Genomic DNA, 24936 nt, shown 5'->3' with positions numbered 1-24936 from the left:
AGGCCGGAGGCTGCGAGGTGACCGGGAGGAGGCTCGGCGCCGCGGAGGTGCTTGCTCACTGAACTGCAGCAACGTTACCATAGGCGTCGGGAGGTTAGAACAGCCGTGCTTGTAAGAGATCGTAGAGCGTGGGGGATGATGTGGGTTGTGCTCGGTTGGCTGGGCGTGACCGGTTGTGCGACGAGCGCATCGGTGGCGGTGCCGCAGACCATGGAGACTGCTCGGGCATCCGAGGCCGACTCGCCACATGAGGGGGAGGCGGCTGAGGAGAGTCTCTGTGATGTGTCTGCGGCCTGCTCCGGGCTGGACCGCTACCTCTGGGATGGCACCCCGATCCCCGAAGAGCTCACCGAGGCCATCGCGGTGTTGGAGGAAGGCTGTGAGCGCGGGGAGGGCTCCGGGTGTGCGGCGCTGGCGTCGATGCGGGTGCTCGGTCGCGGGGTAGAGCGCGATCTCGAAGAGGCCCGGTCGCTCTATGAGCGGGGCTGCGAGTTGGAGGCCAGCACCTCCTGTCTGGGCGCAGGTTGGATGCAGTTTCACGCTCAGGGCGGCGAGTTGCAGGCCGCGCAGGCGGTGCGCACCTGGGAGCGGGGCTGCGACCTGGGAGACGCTTCCAGCTGTCGCCAACTCGGCGGCCTCTACCATTTCGGTCGAGTGGTGGAGCCTTCGCCGGAGGTCGCGGTGACCTATTTTACCCGGGCCTGTGCCGGGGGAGATGTGCAGGGATGTGGCGATCTTCAGGAGCATTATGGCTTGAGGCTTGGGGCCACTGCCGAGGAGGAGGATGACTCGGCACGGGTGCTGGTGTTTTTGCGGGCAGGTTGTGATGGCGACGTCGCGCTCTCCTGCGTGCTTGCGGGCGCCTTTGCCGAGGAGGGGCGAGGGCGAGGCAAAGATCCGCAGCGGGCAGCCGCGCTCTATCGCCGCGGCTGTGAGGCTGGCGAGTATTACGGCTGCACGCTTCTGGGGATGCTCTATGAGCGGGGCGTCGGGGTCAGCGAGAGTTCTCGCCGTGCCGGCGAACTCTATGTGCAGGCCTGTGAGGCGAATAATACGGTGGGGTGCGCCAGCCTGGGAGTCTTGCAACTCCAGGGGCGCGGCATTGTGGGGGGGCCGATACTGGCGAGGCAGACCTTTGAGCGGGCGTGCAAGATGGGCAGCGCGCGGGGGTGCTACAATCTGGGTGTTGCGCTGAGGGACGGGCGAGGGGGGGAGGTCGATGAGGCCGAGGCGGTTGTGCGTTTCTGGATTGGTTGCGAGCGAGGAAGCGGTCAGTCATGCGATGCTCTGGCGCTGATGGTGGAGGCCGGGCGCGGCACGGAGAAGGATGTGGCGCTGGCCGAGGCGCTGCATCAGCGCGCCTGCGAGGCTGGCTGGCCAAAGGGCTGCTACAACGTTGCGGTGAGTTTTGAGCTCGCCGGCGAGGAGCGCGCCGGAAGCCCCGAGGCCCTTGAGGCGTACCGCAAAGGGTGTGAGGGAGGATTCGGTCGGTCGTGCTGGCATCTGGGGCACCGCCTCTTTCAACGTGCCGCCGGTGCCGAGGAGGTGATCGAAGCGCTGGAGGCCTTTGAGCGGGCCTGCAGGCTGGAGCCAGGGCGCGCGTGCAGCCGGGCGGCGGCGATCCTGATGGAAGACGCGCGGGTGCCCCGGAGCCCGCAGCGCGCCCGTCGGGCGATGGCCGCCGGCTGTGAGGCCGATGATGGCGAGAGTTGCCTGCGCCTGGGGCATCTCTACGAGGCTGGCGAGGTGGTGAGGGAGGACCGCGAGCGCGCGATGGTCCTCTACGCCAAAGCCTGCGGGCTGGGGCAGGAGCATGCCTGCAGCCGCCGGGGCGCGATGCTCTTACGCGTGCCCGCGCGCGCTGAGGACGGACGCCGGCTGCTGGAGCGGGGCTGCGAACAGGGCGATGACTGGGCCTGCGAGCGTCTTCAACGCTAGAAGGGGCGCTCAAAGATCAGAAGATCGTTGTTCGCGGGCATCCGGCGCGTGAGCGCCCGCTCAAAGCCGCAGGCTCGCGCTTCCGCGTCGACGTCTTGCAGGCGTCGAATACCACTGCGGGGGTCGCGCTGGCGCAACATCTGGTCGAAACGCTGATTGCTCGGCTCCAGGTCGTGATCTTCATGCATGAAGGGGCCGTAGAGGATGACCTTTCCGCCCGGTGATAATGAGGTCCGGGCATGCGCGAAGAGGCAAGCGGTGGCTTCGAAGGGGGCGATGTGGATGACGTTGCAGGCCACGATGGCGTCGGTTGTTTCGAGCGGTGGCGTCGCATCAAAGAGATCAAAGGTCAGGACGGACGCAAGGTTCGGTAGCGCGGCCTCAGAGCGCCAGGCCTCGATGCTGGCGTGGTACTCGGGGCGGTCGGAAGGCTGCCAGATCAGGTGAGGAAGATGCCGGGAGAAAAAGACGGCGTGCTGACCCGTGCCGCTCCCAATCTCCCAGACATGACGTGCGTCGGCGAGATGTTCGCGAAGCTCCTTAAGAAGAGGCTCGCGGTTGCGTTCGCAGGCCGGCGAGTGTTGACGCGCGTCGTTCACGGTTAGCTCCTGGGATGTCTTTCTTTGGGGGGCGCGGGGATTACCCTTGTGGGCATCCCGGGGAGGCGATGAGGCCTCGAACCGAGGCGTCTTCTTCCGGGTTCTGAGAGAAAGCACAGGGAGTGATGATGCCACAAGCAACGACTTCCGAACGCGATGATGTTCCGATCCCACCTGCCGAGACCCAAAAACGCCGGCCCTGCGTGGTGATTGTGGGAGGTGGGTTCGGCGGACTCAACGCGGCTCGCTCGCTGAGGCGCGCGCCGGTGGACGTGTTTTTAATCGACCGCCACAACCACCATCTCTTTCAACCGCTGCTCTATCAGGTGGCCACTGCCGGGCTCTCCGCCGACGATATCGCATCACCCATCCGAGAGGTCGTGCGGCACCAGCAGAATGTGCAGGTAATGCTCGGTGAGGTGACCTCGATCGACCGGCAGGCGCAGATGGTGCGCTATGAGGGCGGGGAGGTGCACTACGACTTCCTGGTGGTCGCCGCCGGGATGCAGACCAACTATTTTGGCAACCCGCAGTGGGAAGCGCAGGCACCCGGGCTCAAAACGCTTCGCGATGCGCTGACCTGCCGCCGTCATATTTTGGAAGTGTTTGAGCAGGCCGAGCGCGAAGGGGAAGGCTCGGAGGGGCGCGGACTTCTGACCTTTGTGGTGGTCGGTGCCGGGGCGACCGGCGTCGAGACGGCCGGGGCGATCCGGGAGATCGCCTACCAGGTGATGGTCAAAGACTTTCGGCGCATTGACCCGAGCCGCGCACGGGTAGTGCTGCTTGATGCCGGGTCGCGGGTGCTTTCGAGTTACGATGAGGAACTCTCCGACCGGGCCCGCCGCGACCTTGAGAAGATGGGGGTGGAGGTGCGCCTCAACGCCATGGTGGAGGCCATTGACGAGGAAGGCGTCACCGTCAACGGGGAGCGGATTGCGGCCCGAACGGTCGTATGGGCCGCCGGCGTGAAGGGGAGCCCGTTGGCGCAAACGCTCAACGTGGAACTCGACCGCATGGGGCGCGTCACCGTCAACCCGGACCTGCGCATGCCCCAGGATGATCGGGTCTTTGTGATCGGTGACCTCGCCCATTTTGAGAGTGAGGATGGCCAGGTGTTGCCGGGACTGGCTCCGGTGGCCGTGCAGCAGGGGAAACACGTCGCCGACAACATCAAACGCGCCATGGAGGGCCGAGCGATGGAGCCCTTCTCCTACTGGGATCGGGGCAAGATGGCGACCATCGGGCGAGCCAAAGCGATTGCGGAGATCGGCAACTGGAAGTTTGGTGGGCTCATGGCCTGGCTTGCCTGGCTTTTTGTGCACTTGCTCTTTCTTATCGGCTTCCGAAACCGCGCCTTCGTGCTGATGGGGTGGATTTTTGCCTATGTGGGCATGCGTCGAAGCGCGCGCCTGATTGTCGATCCGCCCCGAGAGCGCGCCGGGGCGTTGAACTTCTGGCAGGGCTTCGGCGTCGACGAGGTGCGCGCGGAGTGACGTCTTAATCGGGAGGACATCTCGGAGGTCGACGGGAGGAGGGGAGATGAAGACGCTGGATGATGTGGTGGACGCCGCCGCTGAGGCGCTGGCCGGGGGCCGGCGTTTGCTGGTGATGCTCGATTATGACGGGACACTGGCACCCATTGCACCCAGGCCGGAGCTCGCCATCCCCGCGCCCGGCGCCACCCGGGCGATCGACGCGCTGGTTCAGGCTGGCGGGCAGGTTGTGATCGTCAGCGGGCGCGGTGCCGCCGATGTTCATGCGAGGCTTGGCGTAGATAGCGTCGATGTTGTGGGAAGCCACGGTCTGGAGCTCTGGTGGGCAAGCGGAGCGCGTGAGCTGGTGGAAGGGGCCGAAGAGGCGCGGGAAACCATCGCGAAGGTCGAGGCCGCCTGGAGGACCCTGGCGAGTGCCCGGCCCGGCGCGGTGGTGGAGCAGAAGCCTTTTGGCGTGGCGTTGCACTACCGCCTGGTTGAGCGGGGAGGGGAGGCGCTGGCGACGCGCGCTTCCGAGATTGCGTTGGCGCAAGCTGACGTGCGTATCAAGTCGGGCAAATGCGTGGTGGAGGCGGTTCCGGCTCTACGGTGGGATAAGGGGAGCGCGGCCAGGCTGGTGCTTCGTCGCGCTGAAGCGAGTGCCGAAGCCGGCGTGCACGCGATCTATGTGGGCGACGATCTTACTGACGAAGACGCGTTTGTGGCGCTGCGCGATAGGGCGAGCACGGTGCTGGTCGCCCCGGACGATCGCGCGAGCGAAGCGAGCGCGCGGGTCGCTGATCCCGCACAGGTCGTGCGCCTGATCTGGGAGCTTGCAGCGTTGTGTGATCGCGACCAGGGGAGGCTGGCAGGTCTGCCCTGAGGCCACGGCTGTCCGCTGAGAGCGGCGGGTGGCCTCGTTGTCGATGCTGATGATGGGCGTGCTGCGAATGTGCATCATTCCCCTTCCATTCAATCATCGGTCATGCAGTGATGAAAGATCAGGCTGAGGTAGAGCTCGGCGGCGCGATGGACTTCGCTTAAGTGCACGTGCTCGTCGCGGGTGTGGGCTACACCAAGATCGCCGGGCCCGAGGATAAGCGGGGCGATGCCTGCCTCGAAGAAGCGGTTTCCATCGGAGTGTGAGGGGAAGGGGCGCGGCGTAAAAGCCTGCTGTAGCGCCAGAAAGGCGCGGCGGGAGGTCTGCATACGCGCATCATCGAGGTCGAGGCGGTAGGCTGGAGCGAAGAAAAGCTCCTCGGAGCTCACGAGGCAGAGAGGATGGTCGGCGTTGGATGCTTCAAGGGTGCGTGCCAGGGCCTCTCGGAGCGCGGTGGGGTCGACGCCGGCGGCCAGATGCACATCGAGCGCAGCCTCGCAGCGGTCGGCGATGACGAAGAGCGAATTGCCCCCGTGAACCTCTCGGGGGTTGATGCTGACGCGTGTGGCTGGCGAGGCGTCGCTGACCTGCTCGATGATCGCCAGAATCGTGCTCAACATCGCGTGGATAGCGCTGGCCCCCACGTCGGGGCGGGCGGCGTGGGCGCGACGTCCCTCGGCGATCAGTCGAAGCTCCATGTAGCCGTAGTGCTCCAGAGAGGGACGCAGCCCGGTGGGTTCGCCGATGATCGCGAGCGGTGCGTGCGCGTTTTCCAGGAGTTTTGCGGCACCATCGCCGTACTCCTCCTCGCCGACGACAAGGGCGAGCACGAGGCCGCGCCGAAGGCGCGCGCCGGCGTCCACCAGCGCGACGGTGGCCTCGATCATCGCCGCGCACCCTGACTTCATGTCGGCGCTTCCCAGCCCGTGGAGGACGCCCCCGTCGAGGGTGCTTCCCGGCGCGTCGTGTTCGTCGCTGAAGTAGGGGACGGTGTCGAGGTGACCGACCAGCATCAACTCCGCCGGTTGAGGCCCGAGTTCAACCAGAATATTAGCTCGCCCCGGCGCGCCGGGCGACGCGACCACCGGCTGCAGACGGTAGGGGAGTGCGGCGTCTTGAAGCGCCTTGCAGACGTGGGCAACCACCGCGCTCTCGGCATAGGATGGGCTGTAGATGTCGACCAGGTCGATGAGCAGGCGCTCGCAGCGATCCTGGTTGAGGTGGGCGAGAAGTTCGTCGAGCTCAGTCATCATGCTCATGAGGTCGGCCTGCGGTCGGATCTTCGCCAGTGTTTATGCCACCCGGGGGGAGGTGAGCCGGAGCGGCGTCGGTGGGCGTCGGATCGGAGGTGGAGTGAGACAGCGCGCGGCGTCGACGCACGTACTCGGGATGCTGGGTGAGGTTTTTGGCCAGGTAGACGTGCTCGGTCTCATTGCTAAACCCCTGGCGCCGAAAGAAGTTTACCGCCGGGAGGTTGTCCGACTCGGTGTCGGCGAGCATGATGCGTGCGCCCTGCGCGATGAAGAGTTCGGTGAGGCGGTTGACCAGGCGTTTCCCCACGCCACTCCGCGAAAGATCGGGCTCCACACCGAGCCAGAGCAGGTAACCATAGGTCCAGGCGCTGCGTCGTTTCTCGATGAGCGTACCCAGGGCAAAGCCCACGACCTGATCGTTGCTTTCGGCCACCAGGCAGGTCTCGGTGTCGGTGCCAAAGATCTGAATCAGCTCAAACTCATCCCAGGTGCGGTAGAGGTTGGGCCAGCGATCTGCGGTGAAAATGCGCTCACCCAGGGCAAAGACCGCGGCCAGATCTTCGAGCTCCATCTCGCGGATCGTGATCGAGGCCTGGGAGCGAAGCTGACGAGGGTTGCGTCGACTGCCCGAGGGCATGTCGTCCATACAGGTCTCCTGGGAGGTGCGGGGTGGGTAAGGCCGCCTCGAGATGCGAAGCCAGCGTTAGGATGTTGGTGAAACGGGACAATAGGCACCCTGAAGAGCGGGAGAAGTAGCGCGATGCGCTTGATGAAAAGGCGTCTCGCACGCATCTTGAAGCGGAACGAGCGGGCATAGCGCCTTCTAAAATTTCCATGACGGACAAGGAGACACGATGCGCATTGGAGTACTGACCGGCGGCGGTGACTGCCCCGGCCTTAACGCGGTCATTCGAGCGGTCACCAAGAGCCTCTTGCTGAAGTGCGACGCGACGGTGATCGGATTTGAAGAAGGATTTCTGGGGATGATTGAGGGGCGCAGTCGCGAACTCGACTTGAAGTCCCTCAAGGGCATCCTGGCGCGCGGCGGCACCATCCTGGGCACGCATAATAAGGCGAACCCCTTCAATCATTATCTGGCCGATGGGGCCGATGTGAGCGACCAGCTCGTGGAGAACTACCACCGGCTCAAACTCGATGGGGTGGTCGTCATCGGCGGCGACGGCACCATGAGCATCGCCCATCGTTTAAGCGAGAAAGGGGTCAGATGTGTCGGGGTGCCCAAAACCATCGACAACGATCTGATGCACACCGATCGCACCTTTGGTTTTGATACGGCTGTCGCGGTGGCCACTGAGGCTGTCGACCGCCTGCAGACCACCGGTGAGAGCCACAGCCGGGTGATGATCCTGGAGACGATGGGGCGCTACGCCGGCTGGCTCGCCCTGCACAGCGGGCTCGCCGGCGGTGCGGACGTGATCTTGATTCCTGAGCTTCCCTTTGATGTCGAAGAGATTGCCCGGGTGTGCCAGCAGCGCAAAGAGCGCCAGCGCTTCACCATGATTGTGGTGGCCGAAGGCGCGACGCTGCTCGACGGAAAGCAGGTGGTGCGAGAGCGCATCGACGACAGCCCCGATCCGTTGCGTCTGGGCGGTATTGGCAATCTGCTGGCAGAGAAGCTCAAGCCCCTGGTCGACAGTGAGATTCGTACCACGACGCTCGGGCATATCCAGCGTGGCGGAACGCCCACGGCCTTTGATCGGGTGCTCTCCACGGCGTTTGGCGCCCATGCCGCGGCGTTGGTCGCCGGCGGGCACTGGGGTCGGATGGTGGCCTTGCAGAAGGGGCAGATGACAAGCGTGGAGATCGCTGAAGTCGCCGACCAGACGCGCCTGGTGCCCGTGGATTCGCTTCTGGTGCATGCGGCTGCGGCGGTGGGAACCTCCTTTGGACGCGCCGATTTCGAGGTCGACCTGAGTCGGATGCCTGAGAATCGCGTGATCTGAGCTGGTCCTGAGGCCACCGGGGGCTAAGGTTTCCGAAACGCCGCACCGGCCTGTGGGCCGGTGCGGCGACCTCTTTTGCGAAGACGTGTCTCCGAGGCGTAGCGATGGTGTCGATGATTGCGGTCGGGTTCTTTTTTACGGGGCTCTGGTTTGGTGCCCACTACTACCTCTGGCGAAGGCTTCGGGCGCCTCTGCATCCGGATAGCCGCTGGGGCAAGGGGGTCACCTGGGCGCTGGTCGGGCATATCGTTCTGGTGACGGCGACCATGTCGATGCGCTCAATGCCGCGAGTGGAGCCGTTCTATACGATCGCACAGTGGACGAGCTATGTGGCGATGGGATTCTTCTCGCTTGTGCTCATCCTGATGATCTTCAAAGACCTGGTCGAGTGGCTTACACAACGGGTCAGTGCGTTCCGGGAGCGCGGTGGTGCTGAGGAGGGGGCCGCGCCCCTGGCCGATCCCTCGCGTCGCCTCTTTATGAGCAGCAGCCTCAACGCCGCGGTGGTGGGTGGGGCGGCGGTGGCGTCCAAGTGGGGGATATACGAGGCGTTGCGCGTGCCCGATGTCGTCGAGGTCGGCGTGCCTTTTGAGGGCCTTCCCGCATCTCTGGAGGGCTTTCGGATCGTGCAGATCTCCGATGTGCACATCGGACCCACCGTGCGTCGCGCTCATGTGCAGGCCATCGTCGATCGGGTCCACGAGCTTAAGCCCGACGCCATCGTCATCACCGGCGATCTTATTGAGGGCATGGTCGAGCACATCTGGCACGATGTGGAGCCGATCTTCGATCTTCGCGCTCCTCACGGGGTCTTCTACTGCACGGGCAACCACGAGTACTACTGGGACGCGCCGGGCTGGTGTAAAGCGATCGAAGAGCAGGGGATTGTCGTGCTCAACAACGCCCACGCCCTCATTGAGCATGAGGGCGGCCGGGTGTTGATGGCCGGCTGTACCGACTTCTCGGCCGGTCGCCACGACCCCGGGGCGGCTTCCGATCCGCAGGCCGCCCGCGACGGGGCGCCGGACCATGACGTCAGCGTGCTGCTCGCCCACCAGCCCAAGAGCATTCATCAGGCCGCGGCGGCGGGTTTCGACCTGCAGCTCTCCGGGCACACTCACGGCGGGCAGATGTGGCCGTGGAACCTCATCATCGGCTGGTTTCACCCCTATGCCATCGGTCTGGCGCGCGAAGACAAGACGTGGATCTACGTCAGCCGCGGTACCTGCTATTGGGGGCCGCCCATGCGCATCGGCGCGCCGGCCGAGATCACCCAGATCGAACTCCTCGCCGGCTCCCCCGATCGCGCCTACCGACGTCGGCGGCGCGATCAGGCCTGAGGTCGACCCGAGGCCGGGCTCATCCCAGGGTGGCCGGATCGACGCTGTAGGTGACGTTGCAGTAGTCGCAGCCGATCTCGATGGGCTCGTCGCTGGCCGCAAGCTCGGCGCGTTCGGCCGGGCTCAGCGTGGCCAGCGCACCCAGGATGCGCTCTTCGCTGCAGTTGCAGCCAAAACCAAAGCGGTCCTCACCGAGGATGCGGTAGGGCACCTCCTCGAAGATCGCCGCCAGCATGCCTTCGTTCTCAAAGCTGCCGACTTCAAAGACCTTCTGCGTGCCGGTCTGCTCCAGACGCTCGGTGACCACCGCCAGGGTGTCGACATGCGCGTCCGGGAGAAGTTGCACGAGGAAGCCTCCGGCGTAGGTCAGTTGCCCCTGGTCGTCGAAGAGGGTGCGCAGGCCGACCACCGAGTTGATCTGCTCGCTCTGCTTCAAGTACCCGGCGATCGACTCGCCAAGCCCGTAGCCCTCCAGCGTCTCGACGATGCCCTGGTGAAGCTTCCCGGTGTAGGTGTCGCGGTGGACGCTGAGCAGCGTCGACGCACCCAGCGGGATCGTGTCGTCGCGTTCCTGTTGAACCAGCGCGCGGGTCACCCCGTTGGGGTGACTGTCCGCGACGAGCGAGCCGCGATCGGAGTGTTTGAGCACGGTCTGCAGCCGGTAGTCCGGGCTCATCGCCAGGCGCAAGAGCACGGTGGCGGTGGTTAACTCGGCCAGCCGCGGCGAGATCTCCGAGCCGGCCTGCTGGGCTTCGAGGATGCCGCGGGCGGTGGTGGTTGCGTTGATGGCGATGACGCGAAACGAGCCGTCTTCGCTCATCGCGCGCAGGCCCTGATCGTCAGTGATGGGGTGTGATGGGGTGCTCATGGATGCCGCTTTTCGTAAGGGGTCGATGAAGGGAGCCTCGCGCTCCGAAGGGAGGAAAACACCCGACGCCGGGGTCTATTTCCCGGGGAGCGTCGCGGGTCTCTCAGCGACTCGCGACGCTCCCCCGGAGGAGAGCTGAAACAAGGTTTGGATGGGTTGTGTGTCTTGTAAGGTGTTGGTTTTGTTGTGTTTTATTTTGGTCTTGGCCGGGTGTTTAATTTCGGCGGTAGAGGGTGACGACGGCCGCTCCGCCCAGACCGAGGTTATGCTGAAGCGCGATCTCGGCACCATCGACCTGACGTTGGTCGGCCTGGCCGCGCAGCTGCCAGGTGAGCTCGGCGCATTGCGCAAGCCCGGTGGCTCCCAGAGGGTGGCCCTTGGAGATGAGCCCGCCGGAGGGGTTAACCACCCACTTGCCTCCGTAGGTCACATCGCCCGCGTCGATGAGGCGGCCAGCCTGGCCTTCGTCGCACAGCCCGAGTGCTTCGTAGGTGATGAGTTCATTGGTCGAGAAGCAGTCGTGGAGCTCGATCACGTCGACGTCCTCGATGTTCAGACCGCTCTCGGCGAAGACCTGTGCTGCGGCGAGCTTGCTCATCTGGAAGCCGACCAGGTCGATGGCGCTCTTGCCAAAAGATGCCGGGGTATCGGTGGTCATGCTCATCGCAGCGATCTCGATGGCCTGATCTTCGAGGCCCAGCTCACGCACCTTCTCTTCGCTCATCAGCACCGCGGCGGCCGCCCCATCCGAGGTCGGACAGCACTGCAACATGGTCAGCGGGTGGTGCACCGGACGCGATTCCAGGATGGCCTCCAGGCTGTACTCGTCCTGGAACTGGGAGCGGGGGTTTTTGGTGGAGTGGAGGTGATTCTTATGGGCGATCTTCGCAAAATGCTCAGCGGTGGTGCCGTAGCGCTCCATATGTTCCAGGCCGGCGTTGCCGAAGATCTGCGGGGCGGGCGGGGCCTTGGCGAAGCCGCGCTGGGCTGCCATCGTCTCGAAGTGGCGGCCCAGGGGATTGGCGCGGTCGTCCTGGCCGTCGGTCTTGAGCGAGCCGCGCTGCATCTTCTCAAAGCCCAGGGCCAGCGCACAGTCGAGGATGCCCCCGGCGATGAGCTGGCGGGCCATAAAGAGGGCGGTGGAGCCGGTGGAGCAGTTGTTGTTGACGTTGTAGATCGGCACCCCGGTCAGCCCCAGTTCGTAGGCGGCGCGCTGCCCGCTGGTGGAGTCGCCGTAGACGTAGCCGCAGAAGACCTGCTCAATGGCCTGGTAGTCCACGCCGGCGTCGTCCAGGGCCTGAGTGCCCGCCTCGCGTACCATATCGGGATAGTCCCACTCGCGACGGCCGGGCTTCTCGAAGTTGGTCATACCGACGCCGACGACATAGACTTTGCGAGTCATTGTTGCTCCTCAAATTGGGGGGAGGTGTCAGGGGTAACCCCGGTCTGCGTATCCGCGTCTTTTTCCGGGGGAAGGCTCTCTTCTGCGCTCGGGAAGACCTGCATGGAGGGACTCGCCAGGTCTGGCTGCCAGGGCAGCGCGTAGGCGGAGTCCTCGTCGAAGAGGTGGCCGAAGCGCGCGATCAGGTAATCGATTTTGACGTTCTCAAAGGTTTCAATGAGGCGCTCTCGCTCGCGACTTAAGTCTTCGAGAAGGTTTTTCTGGGTGCGAAAAAGCGTACGCGAGAGAATGCGATCGCGGTAGACGAGGATCTTTCGCCACCAGGTCAGAAAGAAGAACGCCGTCAGCGGCAGGCTGCTGATGAAAAGCACCATCGCCCAGAGCGGCGGGCTTACGCTGCTCCAGAGATACCAGCCCAGGAAGACGTACCAGAGCGGAAACGCGTAGAAGCTGTTGATCAGCGCGATAAAGGCGCGTTTGGCCTCTTCGGGCTGGTGCGAGACGATGGCGCGAACGAGCAGGTAAGGCACCAGGTTTGTGAGCATGCCATAGATGGCCAGGGGCCCAAGGCCCAGCGCGTACGCGGTGAGTTTGATGGCCTCCCGGCGGCTGCTGAGGTTCTCGGGGCTATGCTCATGGACGATATCGTGGCGCAGACGCACCTGCTTTAAGTGGTCTTTATAGCGGCGGATATCCATGCGAACCCGGGCGACCATCGCCGGGTTGCGTTGCTCGTAATAGTCCACCGCGTCGGCGATGGCCTGCTCGATGGTGAAGCGGTCGTCGAGGTCGGGGCGAGGGCCGTCGGCGGCACGCACGCGGTCGAAGAGCTTGTGGGTCAGCGGGCGCACGTCGACATCGTAGGCTCCCATAAACTCTTTGAGGAGCTCGTTGCCGTAGATGCGGTGGATGTCCATCACCAGCTGGTGGTTGCGCTCATCGTGGACGTGGGTGGCGACATCGCGCAATCGCTCAAGAATAAGCTGGGTCAGCTCGTAGACAGCCTGGCGGGGGTCCTGGCGATGCAGGTCTGCGAACTGGCGCACGTCGATCGGGGCGCCGTAGCGGATCAGGACACTGGAGAGAAAACGATCGCGGTCGGCGAAGTTCAGGCCCACCGGTTGAATCTGCACACCCAGGCGGTAGGCGTTGCGAGCCTCAGCTTCCAGGGCCAGGCGCGCGGTGCCGGTCTTGAGCTCGCGGACCTGGCGGTCGGGGGAGTTGGCGCCTTCGGGAAACATGCCGATGCATCCCCCGGCTTCCAGAAGCTCATAGGCGCGGTAGAAGCTGCTCTGCTTTCGCACCGGCTGACCTGCGAGCTCACTGGCACGGTAGATTGGCATGACGCACACGCCGTTGAGCACGCTTCGAATGATCGGGTTCTTAAAGAGCCCGCTTCGCGCCATGTAGTTGATGCGAAAGGGAGTCTCGGTGGCCAGGAGCACCGTGTCCATAATGGAGTTAGGGTGGTTGGCCGCCAGAATCAGGGGTTGACTCTTCGGAAAGTTCTCATGGCCCATCACCTGGATGTCGTAGAAATAGAGCCGCACCGACCAGTGCGCCAGAAAGCGCACGCCGCGATAAAAAGGCGGCATGGTGGTGGCGTGCTTTTGAAAATCAGCGTCAGCCACAACAAGATCCTGAAAGACCGGTTATCAGGGGCGCGAAGCGGGCAGATCAGGCGCCTTGAGATTCGGCGCGCTGAGCCACGGAATAGGCGTCGGCGATGGACCACATCGAGACGACCCAGCCCATCCAGAAGAACCACAGCAGCATGCTGGTGGCGAACATCAGCGCGCCCTTTAAGGGCTCACCGTTGTAGACTTGCCCGAGTCCCGTAAACAAAAAGCTGAGCAGCCCGGCGACGAAGGGGCGACGGTCGGGGCGCATATGCTGTTGAGGCAGGTTGTCGCGGAAGGGGACAAGCTCCTGGCGGCGCGCATCCGCAGCGGCGGCGAAGGGCGAAGCGGCGTATGGCGAGGGGGGAGCGAAGGGCGCAGAAGTTGGCTGGTGATGCGGGGGATCAGGCTGCGCGTATCCGCGGCTCGACGCACGGAAGGGGCCCACCGAGCCGTCGGTGCCATCGGGAGACGAGCCCTGAGGCGCGGCGTGGGCATGCCAGCCTTGCGCAGGGGCATAAGGGGACGAATGGTTTAAAGGCGTCTCGACGTGCGCAGCATCGTAGCTTTGATAGGAGGCGTCCCGGTAGGGGGCGGGCTCATACGAAGACGGCACCTGTGAGGGAGCAAGGGGGCGGGAGTGGGCGTCGTGTGCGGAAACCGACTCCGGACGATAGGCCTGGCGAGGTTCGGGAGGCAGCGTGCCCGGTGGGAGACGGTAGCCGAAGTCGTGATCGCCGCTGAAGTCGAGCGCCAGTAGATCCTGGGTGACCATCTCATCGAGCAGAGCCTCGGCCTCGCGAACCGGCACGCCCATGCGATAGGCAAGGTGGGCCGGCGAGAGGGTGGTGACGCCTTCTTCGAAAAAGAGGCCGAGAACGGCCTGGTGACGACTGGACATGATGGCAAGTGCTCCTCGGAGGGGGGCGATGGGCCGATGCAGCCCGCGCGCGCAGGGCAACAATGCGCAGCAAGGGCGCGGCATTCCCGATCCCGGAGGCATGCTAACGCGCGGGGGCAATCGTTGTAAATGTTCGCGCCCGGGCCGTGGGGCGGTTGCTGGCGAGAAGGTGATGGTTACGTTTAGTTGCGTCTGCGGGGGCTTCTCGCAGAGCAGACGCAATCCGGGCTGATTGAAGGGAAGGTTGGCAGCCCACAAGCAGAAACACACAACGTGAGGGGGAATGCATGTCGAGATTCACACCGTGGTGGTGTGCGCTGGTGATGTGTGGGGCGCTGGTGGGTTGTGATGAGGTTGGTGAGCGGGGGCGGGGCGTTCCGGGGGAGGGCTCGGGTCAAGAACAAACCGGCTTGAGCATGCTGCTGGCGGTGCAAGGCCCCTCCGATGTACGCGCGATGCGTTATGATCTGCGGCGCTGCGGCGAGTCAGAGACGGTGTTAAGCGAGGTGCGTCTGCTCGAAGACCTCCAGCTTCCCGGAGAGATCCCCGAGTTCGTCAACTCGCCGCTGGACGAGGACTCCGAGCACCAGTTCGCTGACTACTTCACCGTGCTCGAAGCGGGGTGCTACGACGTAAAAATCACGCCGATGCGGGGGCGTGAGACGCCCTCGACGAAGTGTGCACCGGCCAGCGCCGAAGGCGTCGAGGTCGAGGAGGGGGCCACCACCGAGATCCTCATCATCAGCCAGTGTGAGGCCGAGGAAAGGGGGGGGCTTGATGTGATCGCCACGCTGAATCATCCCCCGGAGATCAAAAAGCTGACCTACCACCCGGGCAAATTCCTGAGCTGCCCGGCCACGCTGAAGTTGTGCGCGACGGTACGCGATGGCGACCAGGACCCGGTGCGCTTGAGTTGGAAGCAGCTCAGCGGTCCGCCGGTGCTCAGCGGCCCGGAGGTGATCCACCGCTACACCTACCATGGCAAGACGGTGGAGTGTGTGCGCTACGAACTCGATGACGTCTCGGCCAACTACTACTTCGGCCTGAAGGCTCAGGACCTCTTTCACCTGGGTGATGAACTGGTGACCGCCGAGGAGTGGTACGCCGAGCAGGGCTACGGGCAGGTACGCTCGCGCGCCACGTTGAAGTTTCCCGCATATGTGAGCTGCCCCTCGGAGCCCGACGCCGGCGATGATGTGGGAAGCGATGTCGGCGGTGAGTTTGATGCGGGTGAGGATGCCAGCGAAGAGCCCGACGTGGGTGAGGATGTTGGAGGAGAGCTCGATGGGGGGGAGCCAGGAGATGTGTGCCCGCGTACGCGCGGCTACTGGAAGAATCACAACCGCTTCCAGACCGGCAATCAGTACTACCCCTGGCCGATCGATGAAGACACGTCTCACTGCGGCGAGACCTGGCTCGACATTCTCGGCACGCCGCCCATGGGGGATGCCTGGTACATCCTCGCGCCCCAGTTCATCGCCGCCAGCCTCAACATGGCCGACGGGGCCCGGGTTCCCGCAGCTGTGAACGCTGCGCTTGCCCAGGCTCAGACACTGCTCAACCAGTGCACGCAGATTCCGCCTGCCAGCACCGACGGTGCCATCGCCACGACCCTGGCCGGAATCCTGGACGCCTTTAATAACGGCCTGCTGACGGAGTGCGATGACGACGATGATGACTGCCGTGACGATGATGATTGCGATGATGACGATGATTGCGACGACGATGATGATGATGATGATGATGATGATGATTGCGACGATGATCACGGCGACGACGATTGCGACGATGATTGCGACGATGATTGCGACGATGATCACGGCGACGACGACGATTGCGACAATGATCACGGCGACGATGATCACGGCGACGACGATGAGTGCGATGACTGCGACGACGATGACTGCGACGACGATGATGACGACTGAGTACGCGTCGCGTGTGGCGTGCTGATCGAGAGGCACCCATAAGATGTGACCACGACCGCCCCCGATCTTCGGGGGTGGTTTTTTTTCGTACACGTACCCCCGCGTCGTGGCCTCGCCGGCGGTGTTATAGTGGGATTAGTGTGAATTGTTTGATAGGTGCGAGACGCTGATTACATTCGGTACTCGAAAGCGCAACGTTGCCACATGAATGTTGGTGTAGAGCCGATCGCGCGCTGTGTTCGTTCCCTGGTTCCTCGCGAGGATGCTGGATCACCGCCATCGCACATGGAGTGCGGCGGTTGATCGTTGTCGCAAGATGTTGCCGCAGAGATGACGCACGCGCGTGGGGCGCGTGGGATCTCGGGCTTCCTCGCAGAGGGCCCACCCTGACTGGAGGTGTGTCCGCTGCCTGTCCATCGCGTCGTATGAGGAGGTAGAGGATGAGAGGAACGATCAGGTTGGCCCTGAGCCTGGCCTGCGCGGGAGCGCTGGTCGGCTGTGGCATGGAGAGCCTTGACCCACCAGCACCCGATCCCTCGGGAAGTGGTAGTGAGACAGGCCTGGCGTTGACGGTAGACCTCAGCGAGGTCGAGTCGGTAGCCGGGGTGCGTTTTATCGTTGAGACATGTGAGGGGGAAGAAGTCGTCGTCGATGAGCGAACGCTCGAAGAGTTGGACTTCCCCGAGGATGACGCCTTTGACGATCTGGAGGTCGCCGGGCAGCAGGGCGTCATCTTTGCAGACTACTTCGTGGTGCTCGAAGAGGGCTGCTACGACGTGGAGATCGTGCCCATCGATGAAGATGGCGAGGAGGTTGAGCTCTGCGAGCCTTCTCTGGCCTCCGCGGTGGAGGTGCGCGCCGGTGAGACCACCGAAATCGCGATGGTGAGTCAATGCGGCGGCGACAACTTCGGAGCGATGGACGTGCTCGGGGTACTTAACTTCTCGCCGACGCTCACTCGCCTCGATTTTGATCCCTCCAAGCTGGTGGCGTGCGAATCGTTGCGCATCTGCGCCACTGCTGTCGATAGCGATGCCGACGACATTGAGTTTGAGTGGGAGCAGCTCTCTGGCCCGACGCCGCGCGAGGGGCTGGACGTGAGTTCGACCAGCGATCCCAACGCCGATGGCGAGGTGGTGGAGTGTGTCACGCTGACGCCCGGAAACACCGCAGCCTACGCCTTTGAGGTGCGCGCCTACGATGTCATCGTCGACGCCGACGATGACCGTGTACGCGTGGAAGACTTGCTCCGCGAGAGCGACGACTCAGCTCGCTCCCACGCTCGGTTGAGCTTCCCGGTGTACTCGACCTGCGAGGAGTCTCCGGCCAACGATGATGAAGGGGTGCTCGGCGAGGTGGAGGATGAGCCTGCCGATGACCACGAAAAGGATAAGGAGCGTCCTGAAGAGGAAGACGTTTTGGGCGAGGTGGAGGATGAGCCTGCCGATGAGCATGAGAAGGACAAGGAGCGTCCTGAAGAGGAAGACGTCTTAGGCGAGGTGGAAGATGAGCCTGCGGACGACCATGAGAAGGATAAGGAGCGCCCTGAAGAGGAAGACGTCTTAGGCGAGGTGGAGGAGCCTGAAGAAGAGCATAAGAAGAAGGACCACCGACGGGACGAGGAAGACGAGGAAGACGTCTTGGGCGAGGTAGAAGATGAGCCTGCGGACGACCATGAGAAGGATAAGGAGCGTCCTGAAGAGGAAGACGTCTTAGGCGAGGTGGAGGAGCCTGAAGAGGAAGAGCATAAGAAGAAGGACCATCGACGGGATGAGGAAGACGAAGAAGACGTCTTAGGCGAGGTGGAGGAGCCTGAAGAGGAAGAGCATAAGAAGAAGGACCACCGCGACGAAGACGAGGAAGATGTCCTTGGCGAGGTGGAAGAGCCGGAAGATGAGCCTGCCGACGACCATGAAAAGAACAAGGAGCGCCCTGACGAGGAAGATGTCTTAGGCGAGGTGGAAGAGCCGGAAGAGGAAGAGCATAAGAAGAAAGATCACCGCGACGAAGACGAGGAAGATGTCCTTGGTGAGGTGGAGCAATGCACGCGTGATCTTCAGTACTGGCGCGACTACAACCGCTACGAGAGCGATCCCGACCGTCAGGTTTCCTGGCCGATCAGCGAAGATACCGAGCTTCATGGGATGACCTGGGTGGAGCTGGTCGAGGAGCGGGTGCCGAAGTCGCGCGCCTGGGCGTTTATGGCGCAGCAGTACATCGTTGCGCGCCTGAACGAGGCCTCCGGTGCGCCTGTTCCGGCAGAGGTTGCCGCGGTGATGGCTGAGGCGGAGCGTTTGCTGGGTGTGGAGGACCCCGATTCGATCGATCGGGTGCGGGCGAAAGACCTGATGTTTGTGATGCGCTCGTACAACGGTGGTCATATCGGCCCGGGAGCCTGCGGTGACGCGAGCTAAGAAGAGGCCCCGGCGCTTCACGTGGTGAGCGTGGTGCCAACGCCCTCGGTGGTCCCTGGGGACCGCGGAGGGCGTTTTGTTTTGAAGGAGTGATTGCGGCCCGCCAGTGTGGCCTGGCGAGTCGTCGCCGGAAGGGCTGGCCCGGCGTGTTTCGGAAACGCGCGGCGATGGGGGCATTAAAATGGATCATAATTCACAGAATTCCGCAAAATGATTGAAAAGGCATTGCTGGCGGAGTTCTGAGGATTAGGTTTTATCTATGACCTGATGAGGTAGGGGGAACGCGTCGAGGCGGTTCTACCCCCGGGGTCGGGTGCCGGCACACAGAGACGTTTGTGTTGGGCCATTAGCCGCGAGGAAAGGGGGGGGCGAAGCGAGGTGTCTCGTGGGTGCCCGCTCTCCGGGAACTCGATATCAGCGAGGGGGAGACGCGATGAACATTCATCGACATAAATGGGGGCTTGTCGTTGCCGCCGGATGTTTGGCCAGCTGTGGCGTCTTGCAGGAGCCAGGTCCGGGTGGGGAGCGAGGTGGGGCGTCGATGGAGCTTACCGTGGATATCACGGGTGGCAGCGACGTCTCGGGCTTTCTCTTTGAGATTGAGCGATGCGGAGGCAATGGTGAGCGCATTGAGGCGCGGCGCTCTCTGGAGGACCTTCGCATTCCAGGGATGATTCCCACGCTGGAGGACAACCCCCTGGATCGGAGCTCCGCGCACCTCTTTTCGGACTTTTTTACCGTGGCTGAGCCGGGATGTTACGACATTCGCGTGCAGCCCTTGCAGGCCAATGGTGAGCCTTCGACGCAGTGTTATGAGGGGCGTGCCACGTCCGTGCAGGTTCGCGCAAAGCAGACCACCGAAGTGTTGATCATGAGTCAGTGCGAGGCCGATCACACCGGTACGCTCGATGTGATCGCGGCGTTGAACCAGCCGCCTGTAATTGTGTCGATGGAGTACAGTCCCTCGAAGTTCATCTTTGAGTGTGAGGAGGTCGAGGTCTGTGTGACCGCGCGCGATGTCAACGCTGATCCGATGCGCTTTGAGTTTGAGCAGGTCGGGGGGCAGGCGCTCTATATGGGGCCGGAGCTTGTGAGGGAGGAGCAGGACGGGGAGCTTGCGCGGGCGTGCATGAAGGCCGCGCCGCTGTGGAACGGCACCTATGAGTTTCGGGTGCGGGTCTACGATATGGTCCATGAGAACGGTGAGCTTGTGCGTATGGAGGACTTCGTCGGTCGGCCCTCCCACGCTGAGATGGTCTTCCCGGTGCATACCAACTGGGACATCGAGCTTGAATGCTACGATGAGGCCACCGGCGAGTTTCATCTTTTGCCCGGGGTGCGCGAGATTCAGCGAGCGCCGGGGTGCAACCCTATCTGGCCAGCGCAGTTCTACTGCAGTCCTTATAAGTGGGATGATGTGGCGCGGACCTGCCCCGGTGGCGTGTTTCAGCCGCAGGAGGTCTACCCGGCCTGTGATGAGGTCTTACCGGCGGGCAACTAACGCCGAGGACGATAGCGAGTCTTCAGCCTGAAGACTCCAGGACGCACCAGTACCTCGGCCCGACCGTGGGGGTTGGGCCGAGGGTTGAACCAACCCGAAACATGAGGGGAATGCATATGAAGCGTCACGGATGGGTTTGGCTTGCGGCGGGGCTGTTTGCGATGAGCGGGTGTGGTGTGGATCTGGTGGAGGATGGACCCTCGGATTCGGGTGAAGTGAGCTCGTCGGGGATCGCGCTCTCCTTTGACTATTCGGGAGATTCCGACGTTAAGAAGATCAAATACATCATCAAAACCTGCCACGGACGGCCGGTGCTTGAGCAGGTGCGTCACCTCGAAGATCTGGAGCTTCCCGGGATGATTCCGGAGTTTATGGACTCGCCGCTCGACAGCGACTCCAGCCACCTCTTCGCCGATATGTTCACGGTGCTTGAGGAGGGGTGCTACCACGTCAAGATCGTGCCCCTGAACAAGTACGGCAAGAGGTCGAAGGACTGCGACGAAGCGTACATGAACTACGTCAAGGTCAAGGAGGGGCGCACCACCGAGGTGATGTTGATCAGCCAGTGTGATGCCACCGAAGAGAACGGCGCGCTCGATGTGATCGGCGTGCTCAATCACCCGCCGGTGATTCGCGCGGTGAAGTTCGATAAGTTCAACACCGAGTGCGACAAGGTGAAGGTCTGCGTGGTGGCCTACGACCCGGACGGTGACCCGCTGAAGTTCCGCCTGGAGCAGAAGAGTGGCCCGCCCCTTTTGAGCCAGCCCCGCAAGGTCGACTACGATCACGACAACGGCAACGGCATGGATTCCACGCTTCAGCATGAGTTCAACGGCGGCAATGGCAACGGTGTGGTCGACTACCAGTGCTTCAAACTTCGCCTTGGCGAGCGGGGCGACTACGAGTTCAAAGCCAGCGTCTATGACATGATGTGGGATGGCGACGAGATGGTGCCCTTTGGTTACGACTCCAAGGCCTCTCTGACCTTCCCGATGTACGCCGGGGAAGGCGAGGACGGATGCTGCCCGGTTCGCGATACGCCCGAGCCGCGCTAAGGGCGAGACATCGTGCCAACGTTCCTCGACGCACCGGGTCGAGGGGCGTTGGTGAACGGCCAACAAAGCCGGGTCCTTCGGGGCCCGGCTTTGTTGCTCTGGGATCCGGGGGCTGTACACCCCGGTGCGGGCTCGCCATAGTGGCAGGGTAAGGTTGATGCGGTGATGCCGATGCGTGCCACGTGGGCGCCGGCGATCCATAGGCAAAGCGATCCGATGCAGGAGTGAAATGATGTCAGTGTGCAAGTGGACGAGGTTGGCCCGGTATGCGGCGATGCTCGGAATGGTAATGGCGGCCGCCGGGTGCTCCGATGAGCCAGGTGATGACGCTGCGGTCGATGCAGGAGCGGATGCCGATACCCAGGTCGACGGGGGCGATGTGGGCCCGGAGGTGGTCGGGCGGCAGATGCGCTTCGATGTCGACTCCGAGGCGTATTTTGATCTTCCGATTCCCAGTGATGTGCGGAGCATCGAGGGGTTTGAGGGGGTCTACTCCAGCTGGCCCGGTGCCGAAGGCATCGACATTCTGGAGAAGTGGTTTGAAGCCGCCGATACGCGTCTGGAAGGCTGGGGTGTGGTCGGCGGGATCTTTGCCCACTTTGATGGGGCGCTCGATCCCTTGACGATTATTGAGGATGAAGAGGCTTCGCTGAACTTCGAGGATGGCGCACCTTCGATCTTTCTGGTCGACGTCGATCCGCAGAGCCCGGAGCAGGGGCGGGTGCTTCCGATCGCGTGTGAGTATCGGCCCGAGGCTGGCACCTACCATGAGGCCCATATGGTGGCCTGTCTTTCGCCATTCGGCGTGGTGCGTCGCGCCAATACGCGCTACGCGCTGGTGTTCAGTGATGCGCTCAAAGACGAGGTACGCGAGTCGATTGTGCGCTCCGCAGACCTCGATCGGCTGTTGAAGGGAGAGGACGTGGGTGCGGTCGATGGTGAGCCGTACAGTCAGGCGATGGAGGTTCTCAGTAGCATCGGGGTTGAGGCCGATGCGGTGCGTGGAATGACGCTTTTCACCACCCATGATCCGACCGTGCGCTTGCGCAAGATCAACGACTGGTTCAACGGCGTTGAGGAGCCTCAGGTGAATGAGGAGCCCGGCTTTGAGCTTGTGGAGGTGTTTGACGATTACGTGCTGCTTCGGGCGACCTATGATGTGCCCACGGTGCAGACGGGCAGTCGACCCTACTCCAGACCCCCTTCGGGAGCGCTGGCGTTGGATGAGGATGGGGAGTTGATGCAGGTCGACACCCAGACGATCCGCTTCTTTGTGAGTGTGCCGCGTCAGGCGATGCCCGAGGGCGGGTTTCCGGTGCTGATGTATATGCACGGCTCCGGTGGACGGGCCGAAGAGCTCTTTGAGCGAGGTCCGAAGCCGGACGAAGACACCGACGCACCGCCGGGAAGTGGCCCTGCCGGGGTGGTGGCACCTTATGGCGTGGCCGGCTTTGCTGCGGACTTTAATCTTCATGGCACCCGCCACACCTCGCCGGATACGACGGGGCTGATGCTCTACAACCTGATCGGCAACCCGGGCGCTGCAGTGGATAACTTTAACGTGGCTTCCAGTGAGATCACCTTGCATGCGCGGCTTTTGCAAGAGCTGACGATCGATCCGGCGGTCGCTCCGGAATACCTGGACGCGGGAGAGGCGTCGGATGGGTTGATTCGCTTTGCCGGCGATCGCATCTCGGCGATGGGGCAATCGATGGGATCGACGATCGGGCTGCCGGCGTTGACGGTGGATCGCAACATCGCCGCCGGCGTCTTCTCGGGCTCGGGAGGCGTGCTCATTGAGGTCGCGCTCAAGTCGGTGAAACCGGTGAATGTGGGCGACGCCCTGCGGGTGGCGATTCGCATGAACCCCCGCGAAGAACTCAATCGCTTCGACCCGATCTTGAGCGCGGTGCAGCATGTCTGGGACCTTGTGGACCCGGTGGCCCACGGCCGTCATCTGCTGGAGGAGCCGCACCAGGGCGTGCCGGCCAAGCAGGCGCTGCAACACTCCGGCCTGGAGGATGGCTACTTTAGCCCGGGCTCACGCGCGGCGTTCTCGGTGGCGATGGGCGGAGAGCTTGTGGAGCCTCTGCTCGAAGAAGAGGCGCTGGAGTGGATGCGCTGGGTGGGGCGCGATCAGGTGCTGGAGCTCCCGGTGGCAGGCAACCGTGATGGTGTCACGGCGGTGGTGACGCAGTACGCACCGGAAGTTCTCGACGGGCATAACGTGGCGTATCAGGTGGCCGAGGCCCAGGCGCAGTATGGCTGTTTTGTGTCGCGCGTGCGGGCGGGCGAGGCGACTGAGCTGCGCAGTGTCGAGGCTTCTTCCGTGGAGGCATGTCAGCCCTGAGCGGGGCTCAGGTGCCAGATATGACAAAACATATGTGACAAAAAAACGCCCCCCGAGTTGATCGGGGGGCGTTTTTGTCTGAGGCGATGCGATGGTGCCGATGCTCTCAGCAGGAGCGTCGCAGATCGGCCATGGAGATGACCTTCTCGTCGCGGCGCATCGGGTGGATCCGTGGGGGCGGCGCGTCGCGGCCGTCGGGATCCATCAGGTTGAGGGCATCGCGAAGTTGGCCAATTTGCCCGGCGCAAAGGCGAATGCGGCGCTGGGTCAGCCAGCCGAGCTCTTTGCCGTCGCGCTGCAGGCGAAGCTCAAGCGTGGGCGTCTCACCGGGTTCGGAAACCTGAACCAGTTCAACGCGGGTATCGGCTTCAAAACCGAGGAGATCGCCGAGGAGTTTTTCGTAGGTCATGGTTGCGTTCTGCCTGTGAGAAGAATCGCGCATCGCGGACAATGATATTGATAATGACTTTCAAAACGCAGTCAAGGTGAAATTGAAATCGAGTATCAATTCTTCCCGGGAAGGCAGCGTCGGATATCGGACGACAAAAAAGGCCCCTCGTCTGAGCTGACGAGGGGCCTTCGCGTTAAGACGCGCGCCCGGGGGGGAACGCGTCTCCTGAATGCGGTGACGATCAGGCGGTGGTGCCTTTGCTCTTGTCGATGTCGCCGGCGGCGAACTTCACTTTACCGGTGAGTTTGCGCAGGTGATCGACATGATCCTGTTCTTCGGCGATGTGCTCTTCGATCCAGTACATCGTGCCCGGGTTTGCGGCTTCGGCGACTTCGTGACAGGCCTGCCAGGCGTTCAGCGCATCGATCTCCAGGGCGAGTGCGGCTTCGAGCATGCCCTGGATGTCGGCGGCCTGGCGGATGGTGGCCGGCTCCACGGTGGGAACACCGCCGAGGACGGCGATCTTCTCGCCGACGGCCTCGGCGTGGTCACGGGCTTCTTCACTCGACTCGTGGAAGAACTCGCGGAAGATTTCACGCTCGTAGCCGGTGACCATCACCGCGGCTTGCATGTACTGGATGACGCCAGCGAGTTCCCAGGCCATGGCGTTGTTGAGGCGTTTGATCAGTTCGTCTTTCGAGCTCATAGGGTGCTCCGTTTTTGAAAATCATTATCGGTGTTCAGGCAGGCGTACTCTACGAATCCAAGGTATAAGAGCGCATCGTGGCGGGTCAACCGGGCTGCTTCATGGGGTGGGGCGATCCGGGGGCAAGCAGGGATGTTTCGCCGAGGGAAAGGGGCATGGGGCGAGTGGGCTTGCTTTATGCTGCGGGATGGCGATGATCGAGACTCGCGGAAATCAGAGGAGCAACGAGGCGTTTTGCTTGTGGCGTACAGTCGAGAGCGATGACGCGACCTTAGAGGTGTGTTAACGTCGTGGTCTGACGAAAAGTCACGACACGTCATAAGGGCGTCATGCGCGAGGGCGCATGCGTCGACCG

Annotated in this window: 19 protein-coding genes; 10 read left to right on the top strand and 9 right to left on the bottom strand. The window is 63.1% G+C overall.

What is annotated here, in order from left to right; all coding sequences use genetic code 11:
* Positions 1 to 135 precede the first annotated feature (135 nt).
* Positions 136 to 1938: a tetratricopeptide repeat protein gene (locus EA187_RS09975; RefSeq protein WP_115603829.1), complete on the top strand. Its 1803-nt coding sequence runs from the start codon at positions 136 to 138 to the stop codon at positions 1936 to 1938.
* Here the strand turns inward: EA187_RS09975 and EA187_RS09970 are convergent.
* Positions 1935 to 2537, bottom strand: coding sequence for a DUF938 domain-containing protein (locus EA187_RS09970; RefSeq protein WP_115603830.1), 603 nt, complete (start codon positions 2535 to 2537; stop codon positions 1935 to 1937). The two genes, EA187_RS09975 and EA187_RS09970, sit on opposite strands and share 4 nt — an antisense overlap.
* A 128-nt stretch (positions 2538 to 2665) precedes the next feature.
* On the opposite strand from EA187_RS09970, the gene EA187_RS09965 reads away from it, so the two are divergent.
* Positions 2666 to 4030 carry an NAD(P)/FAD-dependent oxidoreductase gene (locus EA187_RS09965; RefSeq protein ID WP_127780171.1) on the top strand — a complete coding sequence of 455 codons (1365 nt, stop codon included), beginning with the start codon at positions 2666 to 2668 and terminating at the stop codon, positions 4028 to 4030.
* A gap of 46 nt (positions 4031 to 4076) precedes the next feature.
* Positions 4077 to 4892 carry a trehalose-phosphatase gene (gene otsB / locus EA187_RS09960; RefSeq protein ID WP_127780170.1) on the top strand — a complete coding sequence of 272 codons (816 nt, stop codon included), beginning with the start codon at positions 4077 to 4079 and terminating at the stop codon, positions 4890 to 4892.
* An 89-nt stretch (positions 4893 to 4981) separates the two neighbouring features.
* Here otsB and EA187_RS09955 read toward each other — a convergent pair whose 3' ends face one another.
* Together EA187_RS09955 and EA187_RS09950 are read right to left on the bottom strand one after the other, a co-directional pair.
* Entirely contained in the window at positions 4982 to 6148 is a 1167-nt protein-coding gene (locus EA187_RS09955) for a M20 family metallopeptidase (protein ID WP_115603833.1), read from the bottom strand.
* Entirely contained in the window at positions 6132 to 6788 is a 657-nt protein-coding gene (locus EA187_RS09950) for a GNAT family N-acetyltransferase (RefSeq protein ID WP_206524243.1), read from the bottom strand. Before EA187_RS09950 ends, EA187_RS09955 begins: the two co-directional genes overlap by 17 nt.
* A 208-nt stretch (positions 6789 to 6996) precedes the next feature.
* On the opposite strand from EA187_RS09950, the gene EA187_RS09945 reads away from it, so the two are divergent.
* Both EA187_RS09945 and EA187_RS09940 read left to right on the top strand, forming a co-directional pair.
* Positions 6997 to 8106 (top strand): 6-phosphofructokinase, encoded by a 1110-nt coding sequence (locus tag EA187_RS09945; protein ID WP_127780169.1) that lies wholly within the window; start codon positions 6997 to 6999, stop codon positions 8104 to 8106.
* A gap of 104 nt (positions 8107 to 8210) precedes the next feature.
* The gene (locus tag EA187_RS09940) at positions 8211 to 9446 is read left to right on the top strand and encodes a metallophosphoesterase (protein ID WP_127780168.1); all 1236 of its coding nucleotides are present in this window, start codon (positions 8211 to 8213) and stop codon (positions 9444 to 9446) included.
* A 19-nt stretch (positions 9447 to 9465) separates the two neighbouring features.
* Here EA187_RS09940 and EA187_RS09935 read toward each other — a convergent pair whose 3' ends face one another.
* From EA187_RS09935 to EA187_RS09920, 4 genes are all read right to left on the bottom strand, one after another.
* Positions 9466 to 10314 (bottom strand): Hsp33 family molecular chaperone HslO, encoded by an 849-nt coding sequence (locus EA187_RS09935; RefSeq protein ID WP_127780167.1) that lies wholly within the window; start codon positions 10312 to 10314, stop codon positions 9466 to 9468.
* 214 nt (positions 10315 to 10528) lie between these two features.
* Complete coding sequence (locus EA187_RS09930; RefSeq protein WP_127780166.1) at positions 10529 to 11716, bottom strand: lipid-transfer protein; 1188 nt, start codon at positions 11714 to 11716, stop codon at positions 10529 to 10531.
* Positions 11713 to 13347 (bottom strand): 1-acyl-sn-glycerol-3-phosphate acyltransferase, encoded by a 1635-nt coding sequence (locus tag EA187_RS09925; protein WP_115603838.1) that lies wholly within the window; start codon positions 13345 to 13347, stop codon positions 11713 to 11715. The genes EA187_RS09930 and EA187_RS09925 overlap by 4 nt, the downstream gene beginning before the upstream one ends.
* Before the next feature lie 46 nt (positions 13348 to 13393).
* Positions 13394 to 14236, bottom strand: coding sequence for a hypothetical protein (locus EA187_RS09920; protein ID WP_127780165.1), 843 nt, complete (start codon positions 14234 to 14236; stop codon positions 13394 to 13396).
* 287 nt (positions 14237 to 14523) lie between these two features.
* Here EA187_RS09920 and EA187_RS20390 point away from each other — a divergent pair, with 287 nt between their 5' ends.
* The 5 genes from EA187_RS20390 (at position 14524) to EA187_RS09895 (ending at position 23484) form a co-directional block, all read left to right on the top strand.
* The gene (locus EA187_RS20390; RefSeq protein ID WP_164856173.1) at positions 14524 to 16164 is read left to right on the top strand and encodes a hypothetical protein; all 1641 of its coding nucleotides are present in this window, start codon (positions 14524 to 14526) and stop codon (positions 16162 to 16164) included.
* 440 nt (positions 16165 to 16604) lie between these two features.
* Positions 16605 to 18578 (top strand): putative sodium/potassium/calcium exchanger, encoded by a 1974-nt coding sequence (locus EA187_RS09910; RefSeq protein WP_127780164.1) that lies wholly within the window; start codon positions 16605 to 16607, stop codon positions 18576 to 18578.
* A gap of 433 nt (positions 18579 to 19011) precedes the next feature.
* Positions 19012 to 20079 (top strand): hypothetical protein, encoded by a 1068-nt coding sequence (locus EA187_RS09905; RefSeq protein ID WP_127780163.1) that lies wholly within the window; start codon positions 19012 to 19014, stop codon positions 20077 to 20079.
* A 116-nt stretch (positions 20080 to 20195) separates the two neighbouring features.
* Complete coding sequence (locus EA187_RS09900) at positions 20196 to 21134, top strand: hypothetical protein (RefSeq protein ID WP_127780162.1); 939 nt, start codon at positions 20196 to 20198, stop codon at positions 21132 to 21134.
* Positions 21135 to 21366: 232 nt separating this feature from the next.
* Positions 21367 to 23484 (top strand): hypothetical protein, encoded by a 2118-nt coding sequence (locus tag EA187_RS09895; protein ID WP_127780161.1) that lies wholly within the window; start codon positions 21367 to 21369, stop codon positions 23482 to 23484.
* Between the two features lie 106 nt (positions 23485 to 23590).
* Here EA187_RS09895 and EA187_RS09890 read toward each other — a convergent pair whose 3' ends face one another.
* Entirely contained in the window at positions 23591 to 23893 is a 303-nt protein-coding gene (locus EA187_RS09890; RefSeq protein WP_115603844.1) for a hypothetical protein, read from the bottom strand.
* A gap of 223 nt (positions 23894 to 24116) precedes the next feature.
* Entirely contained in the window at positions 24117 to 24581 is a 465-nt protein-coding gene (locus EA187_RS09885) for a ferritin-like domain-containing protein (protein WP_115603845.1), read from the bottom strand.
* Positions 24582 to 24936: the final 355 nt, after the last annotated feature.

The organism is Lujinxingia sediminis, from assembly GCF_004005565.1.
Classification (GTDB): Bacteria; Myxococcota_A; Bradymonadia; order Bradymonadales; family Bradymonadaceae; genus Lujinxingia; species Lujinxingia sediminis.
Note: the sequence above shows the minus strand (reverse complement) of the source record. Positions and strands in the feature narration are given on the sequence as shown.

What these genes read in the sequence shown, in the direction of transcription:
- EA187_RS09975 (WP_115603829.1), top strand. Translation starts at nt 136, where the DNA reads ATGATGTGGGTTGTGCTCGGTTGGCTGGGCGTGACCGGTTGTGCGACG.
- EA187_RS09965 (WP_127780171.1), top strand. Translation starts at nt 2,666, where the DNA reads ATGCCACAAGCAACGACTTCCGAACGCGATGATGTTCCGATCCCACCT.
- otsB (WP_127780170.1), top strand. Translation starts at nt 4,077, where the DNA reads ATGAAGACGCTGGATGATGTGGTGGACGCCGCCGCTGAGGCGCTGGCC.
- EA187_RS09955 (WP_115603833.1), bottom strand. Translation starts at nt 6,148, where the DNA reads ATGAGCATGATGACTGAGCTCGACGAACTTCTCGCCCACCTCAACCAG.
- EA187_RS09950 (WP_206524243.1), bottom strand. Translation starts at nt 6,788, where the DNA reads ATGGACGACATGCCCTCGGGCAGTCGACGCAACCCTCGTCAGCTTCGC.
- EA187_RS09945 (WP_127780169.1), top strand. Translation starts at nt 6,997, where the DNA reads ATGCGCATTGGAGTACTGACCGGCGGCGGTGACTGCCCCGGCCTTAAC.
- EA187_RS09940 (WP_127780168.1), top strand. Translation starts at nt 8,211, where the DNA reads ATGGTGTCGATGATTGCGGTCGGGTTCTTTTTTACGGGGCTCTGGTTT.
- EA187_RS09935 (WP_127780167.1), bottom strand. Translation starts at nt 10,314, where the DNA reads ATGAGCACCCCATCACACCCCATCACTGACGATCAGGGCCTGCGCGCG.
- EA187_RS09930 (WP_127780166.1), bottom strand. Translation starts at nt 11,716, where the DNA reads ATGACTCGCAAAGTCTATGTCGTCGGCGTCGGTATGACCAACTTCGAG.
- EA187_RS09920 (WP_127780165.1), bottom strand. Translation starts at nt 14,236, where the DNA reads ATGTCCAGTCGTCACCAGGCCGTTCTCGGCCTCTTTTTCGAAGAAGGC.
- EA187_RS20390 (WP_164856173.1), top strand. Translation starts at nt 14,524, where the DNA reads ATGTCGAGATTCACACCGTGGTGGTGTGCGCTGGTGATGTGTGGGGCG.
- EA187_RS09910 (WP_127780164.1), top strand. Translation starts at nt 16,605, where the DNA reads ATGAGAGGAACGATCAGGTTGGCCCTGAGCCTGGCCTGCGCGGGAGCG.
- EA187_RS09905 (WP_127780163.1), top strand. Translation starts at nt 19,012, where the DNA reads ATGAACATTCATCGACATAAATGGGGGCTTGTCGTTGCCGCCGGATGT.
- EA187_RS09900 (WP_127780162.1), top strand. Translation starts at nt 20,196, where the DNA reads ATGAAGCGTCACGGATGGGTTTGGCTTGCGGCGGGGCTGTTTGCGATG.
- EA187_RS09895 (WP_127780161.1), top strand. Translation starts at nt 21,367, where the DNA reads ATGTCAGTGTGCAAGTGGACGAGGTTGGCCCGGTATGCGGCGATGCTC.
- EA187_RS09890 (WP_115603844.1), bottom strand. Translation starts at nt 23,893, where the DNA reads ATGACCTACGAAAAACTCCTCGGCGATCTCCTCGGTTTTGAAGCCGAT.
- EA187_RS09885 (WP_115603845.1), bottom strand. Translation starts at nt 24,581, where the DNA reads ATGAGCTCGAAAGACGAACTGATCAAACGCCTCAACAACGCCATGGCC.